This window comes from Gluconobacter sp. Gdi (assembly GCF_014132155.1).
Classification (GTDB): Bacteria; Pseudomonadota; Alphaproteobacteria; order Acetobacterales; family Acetobacteraceae; genus Gluconobacter.
Map to the genome: position 1 here is coordinate 168,098 of NZ_BLJQ01000005.1, position 18,283 is coordinate 186,380.

General features: G+C 57.4%; 19 protein-coding genes and 2 riboswitches. Of the genes, 6 read left to right on the forward strand and 13 right to left on the reverse strand.

Annotated elements, in window-relative coordinates:
- Positions 1-29 precede the first annotated feature (29 nt).
- Positions 30-638, reverse strand: a complete 609-nt coding sequence (gene cobO, locus JN414_RS11125; RefSeq protein ID WP_202207934.1) for a cob(I)yrinic acid a,c-diamide adenosyltransferase — start codon at positions 636-638, stop codon at positions 30-32.
- Positions 639-640: 2 nt separating this feature from the next.
- A complete protein-coding gene (locus JN414_RS11130; protein WP_202207935.1) occupies positions 641-1,957 on the reverse strand; it encodes a cobyrinate a,c-diamide synthase in 1,317 nt (438 codons plus the stop codon).
- A gap of 62 nt (positions 1,958-2,019) precedes the next feature.
- On the opposite strand from JN414_RS11130, the gene JN414_RS11135 reads away from it, so the two are divergent.
- Positions 2,020-3,108, forward strand: a complete 1,089-nt coding sequence (locus tag JN414_RS11135; protein WP_202208019.1) for a cobalt-precorrin-5B (C(1))-methyltransferase — start codon at positions 2,020-2,022, stop codon at positions 3,106-3,108.
- Here the strand turns inward: JN414_RS11135 and cobM are convergent.
- From cobM to cbiE, 3 genes are read right to left on the reverse strand one after another with little or no spacing between them, the layout of a single operon-like run.
- Positions 3,072-3,839, reverse strand: coding sequence for a precorrin-4 C(11)-methyltransferase (gene cobM, locus JN414_RS11140; protein WP_202207936.1), 768 nt, complete (start codon positions 3,837-3,839; stop codon positions 3,072-3,074). The genes JN414_RS11135 and cobM overlap by 37 nt on opposite strands.
- Before the next feature lie 13 nt (positions 3,840-3,852).
- Complete coding sequence (locus JN414_RS11145) at positions 3,853-4,221, reverse strand: cobalamin biosynthesis protein (protein ID WP_202207937.1); 369 nt, start codon at positions 4,219-4,221, stop codon at positions 3,853-3,855.
- On the reverse strand, positions 4,218-5,438 hold the full coding sequence (gene cbiE / locus JN414_RS11150) for a precorrin-6y C5,15-methyltransferase (decarboxylating) subunit CbiE (RefSeq protein WP_202207938.1): 1,221 nt from the start codon (positions 5,436-5,438) through the stop codon (positions 4,218-4,220). Before cbiE ends, JN414_RS11145 begins: the two co-directional genes overlap by 4 nt.
- 29 nt (positions 5,439-5,467) lie before the next feature.
- Between cbiE and JN414_RS11155 the strand changes: the two genes are divergently transcribed.
- Entirely contained in the window at positions 5,468-6,229 is a 762-nt protein-coding gene (locus JN414_RS11155) for a cobalt-precorrin-6A reductase (RefSeq protein WP_202207939.1), read from the forward strand.
- Here the strand turns inward: JN414_RS11155 and cobJ are convergent.
- From cobJ to cobU, 8 genes are all read right to left on the reverse strand, one after another.
- Positions 6,202-6,954: a precorrin-3B C(17)-methyltransferase gene (cobJ, locus tag JN414_RS11160; RefSeq protein ID WP_202207940.1), complete on the reverse strand. Its 753-nt coding sequence runs from the start codon at positions 6,952-6,954 to the stop codon at positions 6,202-6,204. The genes JN414_RS11155 and cobJ overlap by 28 nt on opposite strands.
- Entirely contained in the window at positions 6,951-7,676 is a 726-nt protein-coding gene (locus JN414_RS11165; protein ID WP_202207941.1) for a precorrin-2 C(20)-methyltransferase, read from the reverse strand. Before JN414_RS11165 ends, cobJ begins: the two co-directional genes overlap by 4 nt.
- The gene (locus JN414_RS11170) at positions 7,673-8,314 is read right to left on the reverse strand and encodes a precorrin-8X methylmutase (protein ID WP_202207942.1); all 642 of its coding nucleotides are present in this window, start codon (positions 8,312-8,314) and stop codon (positions 7,673-7,675) included. The genes JN414_RS11165 and JN414_RS11170 overlap by 4 nt, the downstream gene beginning before the upstream one ends.
- Positions 8,311-9,495 carry a precorrin-3B synthase gene (gene cobG, locus JN414_RS11175; RefSeq protein ID WP_202207943.1) on the reverse strand — a complete coding sequence of 395 codons (1,185 nt, stop codon included), beginning with the start codon at positions 9,493-9,495 and terminating at the stop codon, positions 8,311-8,313. Before cobG ends, JN414_RS11170 begins: the two co-directional genes overlap by 4 nt.
- A complete protein-coding gene (gene cobN, locus JN414_RS11180; protein ID WP_202207944.1) occupies positions 9,492-12,860 on the reverse strand; it encodes a cobaltochelatase subunit CobN in 3,369 nt (1,122 codons plus the stop codon). Before cobN ends, cobG begins: the two co-directional genes overlap by 4 nt.
- Positions 12,861-12,864: 4 nt before the next feature.
- Positions 12,865-13,917 (reverse strand): cobalamin biosynthesis protein CobW, encoded by a 1,053-nt coding sequence (cobW, locus tag JN414_RS11185; protein WP_202207945.1) that lies wholly within the window; start codon positions 13,915-13,917, stop codon positions 12,865-12,867.
- Positions 13,914-14,327, reverse strand: coding sequence for a DUF1636 domain-containing protein (locus tag JN414_RS11190; RefSeq protein WP_202207946.1), 414 nt, complete (start codon positions 14,325-14,327; stop codon positions 13,914-13,916). Before JN414_RS11190 ends, cobW begins: the two co-directional genes overlap by 4 nt.
- Before the next feature lie 120 nt (positions 14,328-14,447).
- Positions 14,448-14,686: riboswitch (cobalamin riboswitch) on the reverse strand.
- Positions 14,687-14,723: 37 nt separating this feature from the next.
- Entirely contained in the window at positions 14,724-15,242 is a 519-nt protein-coding gene (gene cobU / locus JN414_RS11195; RefSeq protein WP_202208020.1) for a bifunctional adenosylcobinamide kinase/adenosylcobinamide-phosphate guanylyltransferase, read from the reverse strand.
- A gap of 72 nt (positions 15,243-15,314) precedes the next feature.
- Between cobU and cobT the strand changes: the two genes are divergently transcribed.
- From cobT to JN414_RS11215, 4 genes are all read left to right on the forward strand, one after another.
- Positions 15,315-16,373: a nicotinate-nucleotide--dimethylbenzimidazole phosphoribosyltransferase gene (gene cobT / locus JN414_RS11200; protein WP_237390008.1), complete on the forward strand. Its 1,059-nt coding sequence runs from the start codon at positions 15,315-15,317 to the stop codon at positions 16,371-16,373.
- Complete coding sequence (gene cobS, locus JN414_RS11205) at positions 16,370-17,137, forward strand: adenosylcobinamide-GDP ribazoletransferase (protein WP_202207947.1); 768 nt, start codon at positions 16,370-16,372, stop codon at positions 17,135-17,137. Before cobT ends, cobS begins: the two co-directional genes overlap by 4 nt.
- Position 17,138: 1 nt before the next feature.
- A riboswitch (cobalamin riboswitch) is annotated at positions 17,139-17,277 on the forward strand.
- A gap of 26 nt (positions 17,278-17,303) precedes the next feature.
- Positions 17,304-17,528: a CbtB-domain containing protein gene (locus JN414_RS11210; RefSeq protein ID WP_202207948.1), complete on the forward strand. Its 225-nt coding sequence runs from the start codon at positions 17,304-17,306 to the stop codon at positions 17,526-17,528.
- Between the two features lie 15 nt (positions 17,529-17,543).
- On the forward strand, positions 17,544-18,281 hold the full coding sequence (locus tag JN414_RS11215; RefSeq protein ID WP_202207949.1) for a CbtA family protein: 738 nt from the start codon (positions 17,544-17,546) through the stop codon (positions 18,279-18,281).
- Positions 18,282-18,283 lie beyond the last annotated feature (2 nt).

Sequence of the window (18,283 nt, forward strand, 5' to 3'; positions counted from 1 at the left end):
GAGAGCCCTGGGCCCCTTCCGCTGCGTCATCAGAATTCGAACCCGGCCTGAGCTTTCACACCTGCACTGAAATGATGTTTTACCAGCGTCATTTCCGTCACCAGATCCGCAGCGTCCACAAGGGCTGGTTTAGCATTACGCCCAGTTATGACGACATGCTGCATTCCAGGACGCGTTTTCAGGTCTTCCAGAACCTGCTCCAGGGGCAAATAATCGTATCGCAGGGCGATATTCAGTTCATCGAGAACCACAAGAGCGACATCGTCGCGTTTCAGAGCCGCTTGCGCCACCTCCCACGCCCGGGCGCAGGCAGCAATATCCTTTGAGCGATCCTGCGTTTCCCAGGTGAACCCCTCGCCCATCGTGTGCCACTCTACCAGATCGTCAAAGCGTTCCAACGCAGCGCGCTCTCCTGTCACCCAGGCGCCCTTGATAAACTGCACGACAACAACCCGCTTTCCATGGCCCAATGCACGCAGCGCAAGGCCGAAGGCTGCGGTAGACTTACCTTTCCCCGGGCCTGTATTAACCGCCAGAACGCCCTTTTCGACAGTCTTTGACGCGACTTCCTTGTCCTGCACGTCTTTGCGTTTCTGCATTTTCTCCCGGTGCCGGGCCGCATCATCGTTGGTGTTCATGCTCACTTCCTGTCTCTACGTGCCATCACGTGAAAAAATGATCCGGACACCAGCCCACGACAACCTCCAGCCATCCCAAGATCATTGCCGTAGCCGTCTCTCAAGGTTGCGAGAGGCTCGTCCGTTCCGGCTTGGATCACGCGGGCATAATGAAATTCATGTCCCCGAAAGATACTGCCTTTTGACCCCAGCGCGCAGTCTGTTGCCAGTATCGCCTCACGATATCCCAGATTCATTTTACGCTTCGCAAAACTGGTTCCGTGCCCCAGAAGGCCCACCATCTTATGCGTCACACCGTTTGCATCTTCCAGAAACTCTCCCAGAGCCATGAAGCCTCCGCATTCTCCGTGGACTGGTCGTGTCTCCGAGAACTTCACCAGACGGGATTGAAAGTGACGGGATGCCGCCAGTTGTTCAGCATGTAATTCCGGATATCCTCCGGGAAGCCAGCAGACATCACAGTCTTCAGCAGGCCCTTGATCTGCCAGCGGAGAGAACGGAACAAGTTCGGCTCCTGCATTTTTCCAACTCTGCGCCACATGCCCATAAAGGAACGAAAATGCAGCGTCATCCGCAACCGCGATCCTTTGTCCCGGAGGGCTTATGGCAACACAGCCATGATCCTCAATATCGAGAGGTGCTGCCGCGGCCATGATGGCATCGAGGTCAAGCGAACCTTCCGTCCTCTCCCGCAGGCTAGCAAGAAGATCTTTCAGTGTGTCCTGTTCCCGTGCCTGCACAAGGCCAAGATGTCGCTCCGGAAGTTTCAGAGTGGTGTCCCGCATGTATGCACCCAGGACGGGGATACCTGCGGCCAGAATGGCCTCACGGGCCATAGCCAGATGCCGTGCGGACGCAACCTGGTTGAGGATGACACCAGCAACATGCAGAGCGGGATCGAGCGTGGCGAAACCGTGAGCAATGGCCGCGGCAGACTGACCCTGCCCTGATACATCCAGCACAAGAATAACCGGAATACCAAACCGAGCCGCAATATCGGACGGTGCACCGCGCGCGTCTGCGGGTCCCAGCAAGCCGTCGAACAGCCCCATAGCAGATTCAACGACCAAAAGATCCGCACCTTCAGCCGCATGCGCCAACATGCTTTCGAGAAGCTCAGGCATCATCACCCAGCTATCGAGGTTCAAGCTGGAACGCCCGGTTACAACCTCATGAAACGCTGGATCAATATAATCCGGGCCTGTCTTTGCGGCCTGAATTTCGATATTTCTGGCCCTCAGAGCTGACAGAATACCAAGCGTGGCCGTCGTTTTACCTCCCCCCGAGCGAGGCGCGGCAATCATGATCGCGCGGGTCATATCAGCGATCCTTTCCGATGGCATGTCTCGCTTTCAGCATGAAATATCGTATCCTGTCTTCGATGACTGCCCAAGGCTCCCCTCTGCGATATGGCTGGACGACCGGAAGCTGCGCGACCGCGGCGGCCAAAGCTGCATGGATAGCGCTCCAGACTGGAACATTTCCTGATCCCGTGTCCATCACGCTGCCGGGAGGCAAACAGGCGGCGTTTGCACTGGCTGCTCATGGGATGAACAAAACGGGCGCCTGGGCAGCGGTCGTCAAGGATGCCGGTGACGACCCCGATGTCACGCACGGCGCCCTTATCCGCGCAGATGTGCGCCAATTGCCTAAGGGGCAAGATATTATTTTTCGCGCGGGCGATGGTGTTGGAACAATTACGCGCCCCGGTCTCTCCCTTCCACCCGGTGAACCGGCCATTAATCCCGTCCCCCGTCAGATGATCCGTGTAGCTCTTCAGGGTGCCTCCGCTGAGGTCACAATCAGCGTTGAAAATGGCGTTACACTGGCAAGAAAAACCCTGAATAGTCGGCTGGGCATTGTCGGAGGGTTGTCCATTCTGGGCACAACGGGAATTGTCGTGCCTTTTTCCTGCTCTGCCTGGATTGACAGCATTCATCGCGGGATCGACGTCGCGCGGGCGCTGAGCCTGCCACATCTGGCCGCGACCACAGGAGATGTTTCCGAACGCGCTGTTCAGGCGCTCTACGGGTTGCCTGAAACAGCGCTGATCGAAATGGGTGACTTTGCAGGTGGCGTCCTGAAATATATTCGTCGACACCCGGTCCCTCGCCTTACAATCGGCGGAGGCATCGCCAAGATGACCAAGCTGGCTCAGGGCCGGATGGATCTGCATTCCAAGCGAGGGGCCGCAGATATGTCGGCTCTGGGGGCCTTGGCAACGCAGGCAGGCGCGAGCGCGGAATTGGCCGATGCTATTGCAGTTTCCCCTACGGTCGCAGAGGCGTTTCTTCTGGCTGCCGGGCAGAATATTCCGCTGGGCAATCACATCGCACAGGCGGCGTACCAGTTCGCCAGCAGCGTTCTGGAAGACAGCAGTATTGCTCTGGACGTTATGGTTTTTGACCGACAAGGCAACTGCGTAGGACGCAGTCATCCGGCTGATGATCCAGACCTGAACCGGCGCTGATAGTCCGGATCATAGAGTGCGCTCTCCCGAAATTCATCGACCGCAAGCGCGGGGCCAACCAAAACAAGAGCAGTGCGCTCCATTGGGTTAGCTGCAGCTTTTTCAAGAAGAGTTCCAAGCGTGGCGCGAATGGTCATCTGGTCCGGCCAGCTTGCGCGTGCCACCACCGCCACAGGGCATTCTGGTCCGTAATGGGGCAGCAACTCCGTAACGATATGGTCCAGCGCATGCACTGCCAGATGAATGGCCAGTGTAGCGCCGGTCGCAGCATAGGCTGAGAGTGTTTCACGCGCTGGCATGGAAGACGCTCGGCCACTGACGCGGGTCAGCACGACGGTCTGCGCAACTTCCGGGACAGTAAGTTCCCGCCCCAAGACAGATGCTGCTGCCGCAAATGCGGGCACTCCCGGCGTCATGGTCCAGGGAATACCAAGCCTATCCAGGCGGCGCGTCTGTTCGGCAACCGCGCTGTAGATAGACAGATCCCCAGAATGAAGACGCGCGATGTCCTGCCCTTCAGCGTGTGCCCGGATGTATTCCTGCTCGATCTGGTCCAGCGATAACGGCGCCGTGTTCACTTTGCGGGCATCTGGCGGGCAGTGCTCCAGCATTTCCACCGGGACGATAGACCCCGCATATAGACAGACTTTACATGAGGCCAAAAGATCCCGGCCTCGCAGCGTCAGAAGATCAGCGGCGCCCGGTCCTGCACCAATAAAATGAACCGTCATCCGTTCTCTTTCCTCATGTCTCAACTGACTGCGCAAGGGCACAGGTCACGTCTTTTCCACTCTGCCGCATAACGATCAAACGGCTTTTTGGCCCAGCACCAGCTAGTGCGCAAGCCTCCGCCACAGAGCTGAATCCCGTCTTCTCAAAAGCAATTGCAGAATGGGTTTCGCACTCTACCTGACGCTCCGTCAGGCTTTCCGTATCAATCCACACAAGCTCAACATTCAAACGTTTTGCTAGCTCTGGAATAGCTGGCTCCGCTTTTCTAAACTCCGGAGCAGCAAGCCGATCGAACCTGCGGCCAGACGTCACCTGCATGATGAGGTCCAGCAGGGATTGTTCGTCCACTTTTGGTCGACAGCCGATACCCGCGACGATCATAACCTGTCCTCAGAAATCACTGTCGCATATTGCGTCACGCGCATGGCGGGCCGGAAAGCATGCAGCCCACCGACAGCATCCAGCCGTTCAACGCCGATCCGCGTTAGCGTCCCGCCATAGCGCGTATATTGAGCGGATAGAACCGCTTCACCTTCCAGCGTTACAGCATTGGCAACAAGACGTCCGCCAACGGGAAGTGCGGCTCTCGCCTGCGTGAAAATATCCACATGTGTCAGCCCTCCGCCTATGAACACGACGTCTGGTCTTTCAAGTTCAGGCAAAGCATCAGGCGCAATGCCTTCCACAATCTTTAGTCCCGGCACACCCAGTTTCAGGGCATTTCTCGCTATTCTCGCCGCCCGAAGTGGATTTTTCTCAATGACGATGGCCCGATTGGCAGGGTGATGAAGCATCCACTCAATGGCGACAGACCCGGCCCCTCCACCAATGTCCCAAAGGAGTTCTCCGGGATGGGGGGCTAATGTTGAAAGCGTGACAGCACGAATTTCACGCTTGGTAATCTGCCCGTCATGCTCAAACAGCCCGTCCTCTAAACCACTGGAAAGCGGGACCATCTTCGCCCCTGGAGCCGCCTCGATTTCAATTCCTATAAGGTTCAGAGGATCGACATCTTCGAGCCCGTCCGAAGCCACGATTACACGCGACTGCTCATTGAGGCCGCCTACCCGTTCCATGACATGAATGCGAGAGGGTCCAAAGCCTCGCCCAGTCAAAAACTGACTGACTTTTCTCGGCGTGCTACCGTCTTCTGACAAAACAATCAGCCGCATAGTCCGATGAAGGTACGGAACCAGTATCTCAATCGGGCGTCCACAGAGCGACACGACACGCACGTCCTGTTCAGCCCATCCAAGGCGTCCGCAGGCCCAGGATATTGAAGACGGCGCGGGCACACAGAGCATTTCCTCTGGCGGAATATGGCGTGCCAACGTGCTCCCCACACCAAAGCAGAACGGGTCTCCGGATGCGAGGACGGTGACGGGCTGTCCACGCCGCTCAAGAACACGACGCACTCCACTCGAAAACGGTGAACCCCAAGGTTCAGCTTGCCCTGAGATCAAACTCGCAGCCAGTTCAAGATGCCTTTCACCGCCAATCACAAACTCGGACTGACGAACGATCTGACGTGCGAGAGACGAAAGCCCCTCGACACCATCCTCGCCAATTCCGATAACGCTCAGCCATGGGGTCTTCATCGGCCTGCTCCGGCAAAGGAACCAAATCCATGCGCGTTCTGATCCTTGGCGGCACGACAGAGGCCAACCAGCTGGCACAACATCTCGCGGAAAGAAAGGATTTCGAGCCAGTCTTTTCTCTTGCTGGCGTAACGAAAAATCCAGTTCTTCCCGGGATCCCTGTGCGCATTGGCGGTTTTGGCGGCATATCGGGGTTGGAAACGTTCTTGGCCGCAGAGAACATTGGTGCGGTTGTGGACGCGACCCATCCGTTCGCCGCACAGATGAGCCGACACGCCGTGACGGCATGCGAGCGAATGGGCCTTCCTCTGCTGCGGATAGACCGCCCTAGCTGGGAAGCCCAACCTGACGACCACTGGACGTTCGTTCCCAATATTGACGCCGCCGTAGAAGCGCTGGGGGCGGCCGCGAGCACTGTCTTTCTGACGACGGGGCGCAAGGACCTGCTGCCGTTCCAGAAGGCTCCGCATCATCATTACGTGCTGCGCAGTATCGACCAGCCTGATCCCTTGTCCCTGCCGTCTAACGTCACGCTTCTGCTTGCCCGGCCGCCGTTCACTGTGGACAACGAAATCGCGCTCATGAGAGACCATGCTGTGCAGGTTCTCGTCACCAAGAATGCTGGAGCTGATGCGACGGCCGCCAAGCTGATTGCCGCCAGAGCGTTGAAATTGCCCGTTATCATGATTAACCGCCCGACGCTGCCGCCAGCGGAGAGTGTCACGACCGTCGACGAAGCGCTGGACTGGTTGGACCGCCATTATCACGCGGGCACAGACCGGGACGTATAAAGCCATGCCTGTCCATCCGGCCGCTCGATGCGATGTGTCAGAGTGGTCCCGATCAGGACAAGTGTACTCATATCCACCAGTTCGGGGTCAACATGGTCTAGATCCGTCAGATGCAGCCGTTCATCGATTCTTCCAATAGCCCTTGCGAAGGCCACAGGCACAGTTCCAGACAATTCCTGACGCAGCACTTCGAAAGCCTCGCCCAATTGCCAGGGACGTGCCTTTGAACGGGGGTTGTAGAGCGCAATCACGAAGCCCGCCTGCGCGGCCAACGTCAGACGCCGGCAGACCGTCTCCCAAGGCTTGAGATTATCAGACAGAGACATGACGCAGAAATCGCCTCCGAGGGGCGCGCCAATACGGGCTGCGGCAGCCAGAACGGCGGAAACACCGGGAATGACCGTGACATTCATATCACTCCATCGATCCGGTTCGTGACCGATGGCTTCAAACAGGGCGCTTGCCATGCCAAACACGCCCGCATCCCCGCCTGACACGATCGCCACACAACGCCCCTGCTCCGCAAGCTCAAGAGCATGGCGAGCGCGATCCAGTTCGACACGATTATCCGATGGATGGCGAGTGATATGCGCTGGCAAATCCACACGATCCACGTATGGGCCATATCCTATGACATCTGTTGCCTGAGCAAGTGCCTCTTGAGCCTCAGGCGTTCTCTGGCTGGGCTTTCCCGGCCCGAGACCGATAACGAAGATCCGGCTCACCGGACACCCCGGCGCCCTGGCAACAACGCCAGAGAGAAATAAGGAGCCGCACCGTCCATGTCATTCAGTGGCAGAACACGGGCCTCTTCCTGGGTTCCCCGCTCCACATAAACGGCATCCTGCAATCGCCCCGCACGTTCCAGCGCTGTGCGCAGCTTTGGAAGATTGCGTCCCAGTTTCATCACAACGGCTGCATCAGCCTGCTCCAGCCACTGAGCAAGATCATCTTCCGGCATAGTGGCAGGCAGGACGCACAAGACATCATCACCATGCGTCATGGGGAGTGCCGCCTGCGTCCAGCATCCACTCATTCCTGTGATTCCGGGAATGACTTCACAAGGTCCGACAGGCTCAAGCCGATCAAACACATACATGGCGGAACCATACAGAAACGGATCACCCTCACAAAGAAGAGCAACGCTCCGGCCAGCCTCTATTTCGACGGCAATCTGCGTTGCACACTCATCGTAAAATGACGACATATCAGGATGATAGGACGGATCATTAACAAGGCGCTCCGTCGTAAAGGGGTACGCAAAACGCAGCTCTTTCGTGCCCGGCGTAATGTGCGTGTCAGCGATTTTCCGCGCATGACCCATTTTGTCATGACGGCAGAAATAGGCGATGACGGGAGCTGTTGAAATGACCCGCGCTGCCTTGAGCGTCATAAGTTCCGGATCACCCGGCCCTACGCCGACGACGTAAACTGTTGCAGCTGTCATTCTGCCTCGCTGGCAAGGGCGTTCAGGGCCGCGGCAGCCATGGCGCTTCCGCCCAGCCGGCCACGTACGATGACATGCGCAAGGTCAGGGCGAGCTGCCAGTGCGTCCTTGGACTCTGCGGCTCCCACAAAACCAACAGGCATACCGATAATTGCTGCGGGGCGCGGGCCACCTGCATCAATGAGCTCGAGAAGGTGAAAAAGCGCTGTCGGGGCGTTGCCGATCGCTACAACAGCCCCTTCAATCTGATCGCCCCAAAGATCAAGAGCTGCGGCAGAGCGCGTATTGCCAATTTGTCTGGCAAGATCTGGCGTCCGTTCATCGCGCAACGTGCAGATAACGGCATTATTGGCTGGCAACCGGGCGCGCGTGACACCATGGGCGACCATCTCGGAATCACACAGGATTGGCTTACCCGCCTGCAACGCTGCACGCGCTTTGCTAACAAGATCAGACGTCATGGCGACTGATCCTGCGACCTCCACCATTCCGCATGCATGGATAATGCGCACTGCAATCTTGGACTGTTCAGGCGTAAAACCCGACAAATCGGCCTCTGCACGGATCGTTGCGAAGGACCGGGCATAAATGGCCGCGCCATCCCGAATATAGTCGTAGGAAGAGGGTCCGGCGCTCAAACCTGTGTCTCCTTCAATTCATGACGCAACAGGGTCCGTATCTGCGGAATATCCATGTCGTGCCATGATGGCGTGTCTGTTGTGCGCCCATTGCGCACAACCTCATAATGCCCGTCATCAGCAACAAGCGTCATATCTGCCGCACGGGGATGCGCACACCCCTTTATGCAGCCTGAAACATGCAGCACACAGCCGGGCGGCACATCAGATGCCAGAGCCGAGGCTGTCTCGACAACATCTGCGGTGGCTTTCGCACACCCGGAACGGCCAATACAGGCTTCCACTCGCAACAATGGATCTACCGAACTGGTGATGAAGCCGGGCCATGTTCCGTCCTGCTGCGGCAGGAGGACACTACGCCAAGGTGTGACCCGCAGCCGTGATGTCCCGGTAAGTTCGGCAAGAACCTCAAAATCTTTAGCATGGCATCGGCCGAATGGCAGGCCAACACCCATGACTTGCCCCGGCAGTGGCCCTATGAGAGATACCGGACGAGTACCCTGCCGTTTGCACGGAATTCCCTCTAGCCTCGCCTTCGAGAGGGCGAAAGCTGCGGCCGCAGTGTCTCGCGATGGCCGCCCAAGGTCAGAACTTTCTGCACAGACCCGGGACAACATCACGGCTGCGCTAACAGCCGCATCGTTCTCAAGAGCTTCGGTTGCCATAGCACCACAGACAACTGACCATCCATCCGGGCGGGACTGAAGGGCAATATCCGCTGATAACGTGCCCTCTGGAACATACCCGCCGCCATCAACGACCCAACCGAACTTGCCACTCAGCCCCGACAACACGTCTTCTTCAAGAAGCGCCGTCTGAAGCGATTGGGCGACGTCCAACGTTCCCGGGTCGCATTTAGGGTCCAAGCCCGCAAGGGGTGAAACCAGAATGGCCCTTCGGCGCTCTTTCGCTGGATCAGGATCTACAAGCCCCTCCGCCAGTGCGCTTTCTAACGCGAGCTTTGCACTCGTCGAAGAAAATCCCCGTAGCTGCACGTTGCCACGATTGGTCAGTTCAACAACGCCGTTTCCGAAACGTCGTGCCAGTTCTGCAATAGCCAGCACTTGTGGCCCATCAAAACCACCGAGCGGAGAACGGACGCGAACCAGCAATCCATCTCGCGCTTCCATCGGCGCGAACATATCCGGACACCAGCCGCGAACAAGGGAGGGAACTGTCATTCGCTCCCGCTCTCCAACACCGCAGAAACGCTATTCAGGCGTGGGTGCCAGAGGCCTCGACGGATCATATCCTGGAACCGCGTGCGCATTGCCTGACGTGCCTGAGGGTTAGCGCTTTTCAGGAAAGTATCACAGGTGTCATCGCCAAGCGTTGCGGCAAATACCAAGTCAAACTGTTGATCAAACCGAACAGAAAGGGTCGCGGCGAAAGCGCAGAGGGCGTCCAGTCCCCGGGCAATTTCGGCACCTCCCTGATAGTCATGCCGCTGCATCCCTGCCAGCCAACGGGGATTGGCCAGACGCCCTCGAACGATGCGCTTCACTTCGTCTTCGACTCTCCGAAGACGGGGCGCGTCCGCATGGGACGTATCGCCATGCCAAAGGACGGGATCGGCCCCTAGCAGAGCCGCCGCCGCTGCAAGCCCACCTTCATGAGCAGCAAAATCCGGGCTTTCGAGAATATCCGTTTCTGCGTGGTCCTGCACATGCAGGATTGCGTCTGCCCGTGCCAGATTTTGGGCCAGTGCTGCGCTGCTACGTGTCCCGTCACGGCCGCCACCATACATCCAGTCGTTGCCGTCCAGATAGGACTGGCCAAGCTCAGACCGGTCTTCCCAGTTACTCCGCGTGAGAGCGTCTTCAATGCCTGTCCCGTACGTACCGGGCGCTGCACCAAAAATCCGCGCTCCAGCAATTTTTCGGGCCTCACCCTCCAGATTTCTCACACGAGCAGACAACGGGTTCCATTCCTCGCCTTCCTCCAAACAGGAAACAGCTTCAACCACCTGATCGAAAAGAGAAATCTGTGCCGGAAAAGCGTCCCGGAACAATCCTGAAATTCGAAGTGTCACGTCGACACGCGGACGATCGAGAAGAGCCAGCGGTGTAATTTCAAATCCTGATACACGACCGCTCGACGCATCCCACGTGGGGTCAACTCCCATCAGGATCAGAGCCAGTGCCAGATCCTCCCCCCCCGTGCGCAGGGTGGAGGAACCCCACAGATCTATAACGATGGTTTGAAGCGGCTCGCCCTCGTTCTGCAAGTGACACAGAAGGATCTGCTTTGCCTGCGTTCGGGCCAGCTCCACAGCAGAAGCCGTGGGAACAGCTCTCGGATCAAGCGTGAAAAGATTGCGGCCAGTCGGCAGAACGTCTACTCGCCCACGTGTCGGCGCACCAGACGGACCGGGTTGAATGAACAGTCCCTCCAGCCCGGCCAGAAGTGCCTTCATTTCCGCATCTGCGCTGGCTTCGATCAGAGTAGCAACCGTTTGCTGCGGCACCTGTGCGACACAAGACACCATTTCGGCTAATTTTTCGGCATGTGGTGCTACTTGACCGAAAACATGCAGACCATCACGGATCTGAAGGTCCTTCACATCACATAGATAAGCATCCAGCCGCGCCAGAGCCTCTGCTTCGTCGCCTTCCCCCGCTTTGACGCCACTTTCGCTCAAAAGCCCCATGCGCGTGGCTCGGTCCAGAATATTACGCTTCAGAATGGCGCCACGCCGCCTGTCCAGACCATCCGCCTCTGCAAACTCGTCGATCAGTTGTTCCAGCTCTGCCATGTCCGGATCAAGTCCGGCCTTCATAACAGGCGGTGTCATATGTCCGATGGTGACTGCGCCGAGACGACGTTTCGCCGAGGCTGCTTCTCCCGGATTGTTGACGATAAAAGGATAAAGAACCGGCAAAGCGCCACGAAGAACGGCGGGAGCGCACTGATTGGAAAGCGCTACAGCTTTGCCGGGCAGCCATTCGAGCGTGCCATGCGTTCCAAGATGAACCATGGCATCTGTCTGGCAGACATGACGTAGCCAGAGGTGGAACGCGATATAGGCATGGCGTGGGGGTGTATCAGGGTCGTGGTATTGGGCTTTACGATCCTGCGCGCTCCCGCGATCGGGCTGGACAGCGACTACGATGTTACCCAGCGCCACGAATTTAAGGCAAAATGAACCGTCCTGAACGACGGGGTCTTCCGCAGAGGTGCCCCAACTCTGCGTCACAGCGTCCCGGAAGGGAGCGGGCAAGCGCGCAAAGAGTTCGTTATAATCGTCCAGAGGCAAACAGGGCTGTGGCAGGTCTTCACACAAAGCCTCCACCAACGCCCTACTAGCGGGAATTTTCTCAGTTCCACAGTCATAGCCTGCCTGTTTCAACCCATGAAGGATGGATTCAAGGCTGGCAAAAGTATCTAACCCGACGGCGTGTGCAGTCTGTCCATCCGCACCGGGATAATCAGAAAGGACGATCGCAAGACGCTTCTCGCGCGGAGGCGTTTTTTTAAGCCTTGCCCATGCGAGAGCCTGCTCTGCGGCAGCGGCAATACCCTGTTGAAAGGGCATATGCCTTGCCGCATCCCCCGGAACTGTTTCGGATTTGAAGGAGATCGGAGACGAAGAAATCCGCCCATCAAGTTCTGGCAAAACGACCTGCATGGCGAGGTCGGACTGCGACAGGCCGCGTCCGCTCTCAGCCCATGCCGAGGCTGTCACACCAGGCTGCAAAATTTGAAGAACCGGAACAGCAGCAATATCAAGAGGAGATGCCCCTTCTTTTCCGCGCGCAGAAAAGAAAGTCGCGTTCAGAATAATGTCTGGCGGAGTTTCAATCAGGCGGTTCTGAATCCACTCGGCAACATCCGGGTTCTTCAGCGATGCGACATATAGAACATCTGTCGCGACCCCGGACTTTTCCAGTTCATCGGCAAGACCGTCAATCGCTGCTGTATCGGCAGCCAGAAGGTGAGCGCGGTAGAAAACGATTGTGGCTCTTAAAGGAAAATCCGCTGTCGTCTGGCAATAAATTCCAGCTGGCGGAAGCGCTGCGGGCTGCCCTGAGACGTCATCTCCATGTCCGGCAAGATGAGCCATGAGCAAAAGGGCACGACGCGCATTCTCAGGACCACCTTCCCTCAGAAACCCCGTGAGTCTGGAATGGTTTTCTGCTTCGACGCTTGACCACTCTTCAAGCCGTGCATCCTGGCGGGCATCTCCGGGCAACAAAGCCAGTGGGATGGTGTTCCTGCCACAAAAATTCTGAAATTCTTCCGCCCCATAGCGCCAGTAATCCACACCACCCAGAAGCCGTGCGATGACGCATCGGGACGATGCTATGGTCTGCTCAACGTATAAATCGACCGACATGGGGTGTCGGAGGCGAGCAAGATTGACCAACCGCAGCGAAAAACCTGCGCCGTTTGGGGTCTGCTCATTAAGATTAGAGTACGCCCGCTCAAGCGCCAGAAGATCGCTATCCGAGAATGATAGAAACACGACATCAGCAGGCGCATGACCGAGATCCTCGGCCACGTCCTGATCGTCTATTCCGTGTCGTTCCCGGACAAGCAGATGCATCAGGTCAGTCCGCCAGCAATGCGGCTTCGATGGCTGCGCGATCCAGGCCTGTCTGGCCAATTACGACGAGACGCCCGTCCCGGCCTGCATCTGCGAGAGGCACATCAAATTCATGACGGAAACGGGTCCCGACACCCTGCACGGCCAATCGCATTTTCTTGCCCTGCACGGCTGCAAAGCCTTTCATACGGAGGATATCGAATTGCCCCGCAACCTCACTCAAGCGCTTGAGTAATGCTTCAGCACTTTTCTGCTCTGGAAGGACCACGACGAAGCTCTCGAAGTCATCATGTTCGTGGTCATCTGCGCCATCATGATTGGACGGGCGCGCTTGAAGGTCGTCTTCGGCACCGGCACCAATTCCCAGCAGAACAGCGGGGTCCAGTCGTCCCTCTACTGCGCGCAGCGTGATAACTTTCCGCGGCACAGCCTCCGTAATGCCCTTTTCAACCGCATCAATCCCGGCTTCGTCCAGAAGATCAGTCTTGTTCAGAACAATAAGATCCGCCGCATTCAACTGATCTTCATAGACTTCAGCCAACGGATTATCATGATCCAGAGAAGGGTCAGCAGCCTGCTGTGCAGCAACAGCTTCCGGATCGTCCGCAAAGCGACCCGCGGCGACAGCGGGTGCATCCACCAGCGTAATCACACCATCAACGGTCATGCGAGTACGGATCCCGGGCCAGCTGAATGCCTTGAGAAGAGGCTTGGGTAGCGCAAGGCCAGATGTCTCGATCACGATGTGCTCTGGCGGATCAGGACGATCGATCAGAGCCTCCATGGTCGGAATGAAGTCGTCTGCAACCGTGCAGCAGAGGCACCCGTTGGTGAGTTCGACGATATCCTCGTCAGCGCAACCTTCGATCCCGCAGGACCGCAGAATTTCACCATCAATCCCAAGCGAACCGAACTCGTTCACGACGATTGCAATACGGCGCCCATCAGCCTGTGCGAGAAGATTTCGCAGAAGGGTTGTTTTCCCTGCCCCCAGAAAACCCGTGATGATCGTAACCGGAATCTTGCGACCGGAGCCTGAAACAGTCTGGGACATCATGAAAGTTCCTGTGAAGCAGACAATGAAGATGGAAGACGGGCGATAACCATATCAGAAAGCGATGCGGGTCGCTTTGACGGCATCACTGTTCCAGTTTTCGATGCTCGGTAAAGCTGAAGGTAAGCCAGCAGGTCAGACAGCTTTTCCGGACCAAGTTCACCTAGAACAAAAGTCCATTTTTCCGGCATGGAAAGCGTGGCAATACAGCCTCGGCTACAGGCTGCCATACATTCAACGGGCTGGACGCTGAAATCGCCTTCAGCAGCCTGGTCAAGCAAGGCATCGTAGAGCTGTCGCCCCTGAACAGGGTCATTCCCAACCGGTAGACCGCGACGACACGTCACACAGACGTGGAAAACTGGCGAAACGGATGATTGGCCCGTTTCAGGATAAGGCAGGGTATCTGCCATGGTTTCGTCTCTCTTGCAGGCACAACGGCATAACAAAAGGCGCGATTAAAGGCCTTCGCAGTCGCGAAAGTGACACGCACATGATGGCGCGCCCTCACGGTCCGGGCACCCCGCCGGATCATGACACTTGGCTCAGATGGCAGGTCTCCTGACTCACGGCTGAGGCGCCATTAGCACCTCCTCTCCCACCGGGCCTTCCCAGATCGAAATCCAGTGGCTGCCTTTCCTGAAAGAAAGACTGGCAGGACAGAAAACCGTCCACAGTTGCGGGGGCAGTGCCGGGTTTGACCTATTTCTAAGGCCGCACCAGCTTCCCTTTTCATCCTCTTCTCAGAGGAACCATCAAACCCTCTCCTATCTCTGGGATGAAAGCGTGTCAAAGTCCGGGAAATGGGCTCATTTCATTTTCAAAGACAAACCCGCCGCCACGAACAGCACTTCTCCGGCGACTGCGGCGATCTTCTGATGAAGAAGACCCGCTTCATCGCGGAAACGCCGCGCCAGGGCATTGTCCGGGACAATTCCGAGCCCTACCTCGTTGCCCACAAGAACGGTCCGGCCTTTCCGTGTTTGCAACGCCTCGAGAAGATCTTTCGTCGCCGTGTGAATATTACGATCTTCCAGAATGAGATTTGTCAGCCATAAAGTCAGGCAATCAACCAGGACCGGCGCGCGCTGCTCGGCCTGTAAAACACCTGCGATATCAAATGGCTCTTCAACTGTACGCCACCCTTTGTTCCCACGGGTGGTACGGTGCAAATCTATCCTGGCCTGCATTTCCTCATCAAAAGCCCGACCGGTCGCGAGGTAAACCCAAGGCGCCGGAAGGTCAGTGATAAGGGCCTCAGCGATCCGGCTTTTTCCTGACCTGGCGCCCCCGAGGACCAGTGACACATCCGGTAGTCCTGTTTGCATGATGGTCTGTGCCACAATGTGTCCTGCGCCTTCTTCTTGCATGGTCCCTGATAACAGCACAAAAGACCTGTCATGCCACCGCACATCATGCCCTCGTCCTGTCAGTCCCCTTTCGCCAGCATGGCAGAACTTCGCACTGCCTGCCTGTCACTTCCAGACCCCGACCCAAAAGTCGCCGCCCTGATAGCGGAGCGAGACGCAACTCTGACCAAACCTCCCGGCAGCCTCGGGCGGTTGGAAGAGCTATCCATTTGGCTCGGTGAATGGCAAGGCCATCAGAAACCAAGGCTAGAGCACGTTCAGATAACAATTTTCGCAGGGAATCATGGTGTGGTCCGCCGGGGCGTATCTCCGTGGCCTTCGGATGTTACGGCCCAGATGGTGTCAAATTTTCAGCGTGGAGGCGCAGCAATCAACCAGCTTGCCCGAAATGCTGGTGCGGACCTTGCTGTTGTTCCCGTCCGAAACCTAACGGCCACGGCAGATTTCACAGCTTTCCCAGCTATGAGCGAAGAGGAGTTCCTTGATGCGGTCTCGGTCGGATACACCGCTGTATCCCCCATGCTGGATCTGTTCTGCCCAGGCGAAATGGGCATCGGCAACACAACCCCTTCCGCCGCACTCTGTGCTGCCCTTCTAGGAGGCACTGGCGCGGACTGGGCAGGACGTGGAACGGGTCTCGATCAGGCGGGCGTTAACCTCAAGGCTTCTGTTATTGATGAGGCCCTGTGTCTGCACGCGGCGTCACTTAGCGACCCCTTGGATACCGCACGTTGTCTGGGTGGTTACGAACTGGCCGCCATATTGGGAAGTGCTCTGGCCGCCAGACACCATCGTATCCCGGTTCTGCTTGACGGCTTCGTCTGTACCGCAGCCGTGCTGCCATTGATCAAACTGACTGCCTCAGCACTCGACCACACAAAGCTCTCGCATTGTTCCGCTGAAGCTGGTCACCGCAGGCTGGCAGATGCCCTCAGGCTGAAACCAATACTGGACCTGGGCTTGCGCCTCGGAGAGGGATCTGGGTCTGCGGTTGCCATTCCCGTCCTCAGAGCAGCATTGGCCTGCCACAACGGTATGGCGACGTTCGCAGAGGCTGCCGTTTCCCAATCAGACGTCTCCATTCAATGAGGCTTTGGCGCACCATTCGAGAAGACATCGCCTGTGGTGCGGGCCTGCTGACCCGCCTTCCCTTGGGATGGCTGCGCGTCAGCGGACAGGACTGGTCTCTGGCGCGGTCTGTCTGGTGCTGGCCCCTAATTGGGGCGCTTGTCGGTATTCTCAGCGCATCAATGTTCTTGCTGCTGAGCGCCTTGAGTGTTCCCCCTCTGGTAGCGGCAGCCTGGAGCGTCGGCCTACAAGTTCTCTTAACCGGAGGCCTGCACGAAGACGGACTGGCGGATATGGCGGACGGATGTGGTGGCGGCCATACTCCTGAGAAGCGCCTGACCATCATGCGCGATAGTCGTATCGGCAGCTATGGTGCGCTGGCTCTGGGCATCAGCTTGATTATCCGCATTACGACATTAGCAGCGCTGCCTAATGCAATGATCTTGCCGGCAATGGCTGTCACGGGAGCGCTCTCCCGCGCAGTACTCCCACTCCTGACGTTCATCACAAAGCCTGCGCGTGACAACGGGCTGGCAAAGCAGCTCTCCAGTCTGACGCGGGATCAGCTGCTGGGCACGTTGTTTTCCGGCTTTTGCGTGACAGTGATTTGCCTTCCCGCACAACTGGGCCTCCAAACTCTTCTTGCCGTACTATGCACAATGCTTGGAGTTCGCGCCGTCGCCCGAAAACTGCTCGGCGGATATACAGGAGACGTGCTGGGAGCAACGGCCAGTTTTGCCGAGTGCGTTCTCCTGACAGTGCTGGCCTCAGCATGGAAAAGTTGACACTTTCTCACGAAACGCTACATCCTCTCTCCTAGCGGAAGCAGGGAGAAGCCGGTGCAAATCCGGTGCGGTCGCGCCACTGTAATGCTCGTGAAATCACGTTGCGAAGCCAGACCTCCTTTATCAATTTTCCACCGCAGAACGCGCTTTTCCAGCGGAGCCTATTATGAGCCAGAGCCTTTCCCCGTCCCACCTGCCCGCCAGCATCACCGCACCGGTTGCGCTACCGATCCGCGCGCTCCTTCCATGGGCTGCCTTTACGGTCGTGCTCAGCCTTCTGCTGCTTTATTTTGTTGGTGCAGAACAAGGCGCGACGTCTCTGATTTCAGGGCATGCGGTCCATGAATTTGTTCATGATGGGCGCCATCTGCTCGGCTTCCCCTGCCACTAAACGCAGCATAGTTTTATGACAGGTCGTCTTTTGAGCCGCGGCATGATTGCCGGGATTGCTGCCGCATTGCTTGCATTCGTGTTTGCGCGTTTTTTTGGAGAGCCGCAGGTTAATCTTGCGATTGCATTCGAGAGCGCGAAAGACCTCGCTGCTGGTGAGCCGCCTGAACCGGAAATTATCAGCCGAGACATACAGGCGTCTTTCGGGCTTCTCACCGCTGCCATTATGTATGGTGCGGCTTACGGCGGCATTTTCGCGACTATTTTTGCTTTTGCGTACGGTCGCGTAGGCCGCTTTTCGCCGCGAGCCTTATCTGCACTTCTGGCAGCCGCAGCATTCGTTGTGTTCGTGCTGGTGCCGGACCTGAAATATCCTCCCAATCCCCCTGCCGTTGGCCTTCCATCCACCATCGGCCTAAGAACCGGCGCCTATTTCGGTATGATCGCTCTCTCGCTTTGCGCGGCAGCGGCATCCTATATGGTCAGCCGACCACTCATCCGGCGCCTGGGCCACTGGAACGGTGTGCTAGCCTCTCTCGGTGTCTTCATCATTTTGGTGGCCGCCGTACAAGCCGGTATGCCTGATATCAATGAAGTTCCAACAGATTTCCCGGCAACAGTGCTCTGGCGTTTCCGCGAGGCAGCCTTGGGGATGCAGATCGTTCTGTGGGCTACGATCGGACTGCTCTTCGGGCCTCTGGCATCCCGTGTCCTGACGGTGGGCGCTGACAAACCTTTTGTACGCAACGGATAAAC